This window comes from Methylomonas sp. BG-2, assembly GCF_057766305.1.
The window spans coordinates 1-4,165 of record NZ_JBYMAP010000298.1 but is presented as its reverse complement, the minus strand read 5'-3'; the positions used below and the strand labels follow the sequence as shown (position 1 = coordinate 4,165).

2 protein-coding genes and 1 riboswitch are annotated in these 4,165 nt (G+C 53.6%); of the genes, one reads left to right on the top strand and one right to left on the bottom strand.

Annotation, left to right across the window (positions count from 1 at the left end):
- The first annotated feature begins 535 nt into the window (after window positions 1–535).
- Window positions 536–613, top strand: a riboswitch (cyclic di-GMP riboswitch).
- 131 nt (window positions 614–744) lie between these two features.
- Window positions 745–1,524, top strand: a complete 780-nt coding sequence (locus AC3B8H_RS19080; RefSeq protein ID WP_488443105.1) for a hypothetical protein — start codon at window positions 745–747, stop codon at window positions 1,522–1,524.
- Window positions 1,525–2,063: 539 nt separating this feature from the next.
- Here the strand turns inward: AC3B8H_RS19080 and tfpB are convergent.
- Window positions 2,064–3,839, bottom strand: a complete 1,776-nt coding sequence (gene tfpB / locus AC3B8H_RS19075; RefSeq protein ID WP_488443104.1) for a type IV pilus assembly ATPase TfpB — start codon at window positions 3,837–3,839, stop codon at window positions 2,064–2,066.
- Window positions 3,840–4,165: the final 326 nt, after the last annotated feature.

Sequence of the window (4,165 nt, the reverse complement as noted above, 5' to 3'; positions counted from 1 at the left end):
ATTTGTCAGAAGGGGATGCGGTAACCCGTTTACTTAACAAGCTCGTTAGGAATATGAAATAACCCTGTCGGCACTGGCGTGGTCGCATCTTACCCTGAGCCGGTGGAATTGAAACGTTTTCGCCCGTAGCGAATGCGATTGCCATCCGGTTGTTTAACTTCATCAATTTCGGTTAAAGCTCCCGCGACCGTCCCCGATAGAAACTCTTTGCCAGCTTCGCGCGGGAACCTTGCCGACCATTCGCCTAGACACCGCACAATTTTCGATCGCGGCATGAATTCGCCGCATCGTCCTTAGTTCAGCGTTAGTCGATCGTTGCGCTTAATAAGGCGAAACAGCCTTTTTTGCTGGCATTTCCAGTTATTTACCGCCGGCGCTGCTAGGGGATATGCCGCATATTCTGGAATGCCTGTGTGAAATCCCGTAGCAACGATATCTATTTGATTTAAGAATGGTATATAAACGGCTGTAAGGTTATGAAAGTTAAATAAAAATTATTTTGGCCTTTTTATTGCTTTCTAGTAGATGCTCTGATTTGAGCGCTAGCCAAACCTGCCGCGAGGCAGGGCCGGAAAGCCACGGGTCTTATTGACAAGATAGCCGGGTTGCATGCACGTCACGGGTATGGACGCCGAGTAAGACATTTTGGGTTAGGACTGCTTTAGCTTTCATAGTTAAAGTTACGCAGCGTGCAGTTGAGAAAATTAACCGTTCAACCGTTCTTTTTTGAAATAAGGTATTCAAATGAATCTGGAATTTAACGCAATACAGAAAACAAAACTCGCGGGTTTGGCTATCGTGTTGGCTGCAACGACTTTAGCCCCGCAAACCGCAAGCGCGGCGTTGGTCTCCGGTACCGCAACCATCGCGCTAAATGGTACTTGGAACTCATCGTTTCTGGCCTCGGGATGGGCGCCCACGACTTTTTTCGACTCGTCTTTTAACAATACGATGATAACCGGTACTCTCGCCGGAGGCACTGCAATTAGTGGATACACGGGGGTTTTCGAGGCTCCGATCAACACCAATACCTCGACGATCGTCATCGGCGGTTTCGGTACCGCGGGTACTATCCAAGCGACGACGATGGACACCAGCAATTCGTCCGTCGGTGTAATCGGTCTCAGCGGTGCGTTTCGGTTTACCGCTCCATCGCTGACGACCTACCTGTCATCCGAGGATTGGACTTTGCAAAAAATCGGCGGTACTTGGAACCTTGTGGATCACTCTCCCGGCTTTCCGGACAATACCTTGTTCCAACTGGTAAACGTTGTCGATAATCTAGCGACAACCGGCATGCTGGACGGCGATCTACAATTCCTGCCCGACCCGGCCCATCAAGCCGGCGGCTTCTCCTATTCAGGCTTTTTGGGTGCTAGCGGCGCGCAACTGAGCACGACCTTAGGTCACCTGAGCATCGCTCCGGTCGCGGCGGTACCACTGCCTGCGGCGGCTTGGTTGTTCGGCGGTGCTCTGTTGAGTTTGTTTGGCGTCAACCGTCGTAAAAACAGCGTGGCGGCCTAAGCTGTTCGTATCGTTGTTTGGCGGGGATTTTTCGCTCCGTTGCCGGGCAAACCGGCTTGCGGAGTGCAGGACTGGAATGGTTGAGATCAATCTTCGAGTTTAAAAATTGTCCTCCACTCGTGTTAGGCGTAGTACCTGTTGCGCCTAACACGGATTTGCCTCCTTGAGCCACACTCTGAACACAGAGAGTTTTTTCTCTACACTCCTTCCGTTTGACTCTTTTCGATGATTTCCCATTTCGTCGCCGGTTTATAAGCCAACGCGTACGCTAACATTCTGGAAACGGAGCGAAAACGAAGTGATGAATGCGGCTAACGCCTATTAACGTCCTATCCGTGGCTTCGATTCGCGCCGAAACTGACATCGAATTTTATAGCCAACGCTGTCTTTTGGGTCGATTTCCGCGCTTGACAACGTTCGGAAAGGAGCCGTTTCTTTAACGATTGTTTTATCGGATGGGTTGATGGACTACGCTATTTTCGTTTGTTGATCCGCGACTAGACTTGGTCCGCGATCCGGAGCGACGGCGAATAGTCGGTTTAAAACTCGATCCGCTCCGGCGCGACTCGGAGGACTTCTTCGATGGTGGTGATGCCGGCCGCGACTTTTTCGGCGCCGCTGAGGCGGAGTGGGCGCATGCCTTCCTTGATGGCTTGTTTTTGCAGCAGGGCCGTGTCGCAGCCTTCGACGATCAGTTTTTCCAAGGTCGGGCTGTTCTCGAATATCTCGTAGATGCCGATCCGACCGGCGAAGCCGGTGTTGCGGCATTCCTTGCAGCCGGTGGCGCGCTGGATTTGCTTGGGCGGCGCCACCCGGAACGGTGACACCAGCGCTTGCCATTGGGCGTCGTCGACCGCGACCGGCGTTTTGCACTGTTTACACAACACCCGTATCAAACGTTGCGCCATCACGCCCAACACGGTTTGTTGAATCAGATAGCCGGGCACCCCCAGGTTCAGCAAGCGGGTGACGGCGGCTGGGGCGTTATTGGTGTGTAGCGTCGAAATGACCAAATGGCCGGTCAGCGAGGCCTGCACCGCCATCTCGGCGGTTTCCAGGTCGCGAATTTCGCCGACCATGATGATGTCGGGGTCCTGGCGCAGCAGCGTGCGGATACCGCTGGCAAAATCCAGGCCGATATTGGCCTGTACCTGCATCTGGTTGAAGACCGGTTCGATTTGCTCGATCGGATCTTCGACGGTGCACAGGTTGATCTCCGGTGTCGCCAGCCGTTTTAATGTCGAATACAGCGTCGTGGTTTTGCCGGAACCGGTCGGGCCGGTGACCAGGATGATGCCGTGGGTCTGGCCGGTCATCCGGTTCCAGATCGCCAGTTCCTGTTTGTTGAAACCGAGCTGTTCGTAATCGCGCAGCAGCACTTCCGGGTCGAATATCCGCATCACCAGTTTTTCGCCGAACGCGGTCGGCATCGTCGATAGCCGCAATTCTATTTCCTTGGCGTTCATTTGGGTCTTGATGCGGCCGTCTTGCGGCAGGCGCTTTTCGGCTATGTTCATCCGGCCCAGGATTTTGAGCCGGCTTAGCACCGCATTCATGATCGGCATCGGCAACTGGTACACATGGTGGAGGATGCCGTCGATCCGAAAGCGCACATTGCCTTGTTGGCGGCGCGGCTCGATGTGGATGTCGCTGGCGCGCTGGTCGAAGGCGTATTGCAGCAGCCAGTTGACCAGATTGACGACGTGCTGGTTGTTGGCGTCCAGGTCCGCCATTTTGCTGAGTTCGACCAGCTGCTCGAAATTCTGGCCGCCGCCGCGTCCTTCGCTTTGGGTTTGCGCACCTTTCAGCGACTGCGAGAAATTATAAAACTCGTCCAGATAGCGTTTGATTTCGTCCGGATTGGCGAACACGCAGCGTATCTTGCCGTGGTGCATCTTGGCTAGGTCCAGCTGCCAGGCGCGGATGAAGGGCTCGGCGGTGGCGACGACGATTTCCTCGTCGTTGATCTTGATCGGCAGGATGTTGTAATTGACCGCATAGGCCTTGCTGAAGATCGCGGTAACGCTGGGCACGTCGATTTTCAGCGGGTCGAAATAGTAGTAGGGTAGCGCCAGCTTTTTGGCCAGCCATTGGGTCAGGTCTTCCTGAGTCAGCAGTTTGCCGAGTTGGCTGCGGTCGGCCAATTCGCACTCGCTCAAAATTTTCAACGGATGCTTGTTGAGGTTGATCTTGGCGGCCGCGTATTGGCGGCATTTTTCCACGTCCGCTTTCGACAACATGCCGTCGTCGTCCAGCCAATGGATAATGCGCTGGATGTCCAGCTTGTGGTCTTCGGTTTTGCTTTCTTCCCGCATACGCCGCTTATGGGTGATTGGAAGACTTAGTCTAGCCAAATCCGGCGGAAGGTGGGGAGAATTAATCGCGGCGGGGTAAATCCGCAGCTTGGCGGAATTATGGCTTGGATGCAAATTTGGCCGGAAGCCGGCTTATTGACTTTAGCGAGTACTTTTCCGGGATTATTTATTCGGTCCGGCCTCGCTCGAATATATAGGGCTTGCGAGAAAAACCAACGTCAGTTTAGATCCTTGGTTGCGTTTATGGTTAGACTCGCCTAAGCTGTTTGTGTGGACGTTACATTTGTTGTCGGTTTGCCAATGTTTTTGGCGTTGATTTTTCTTTC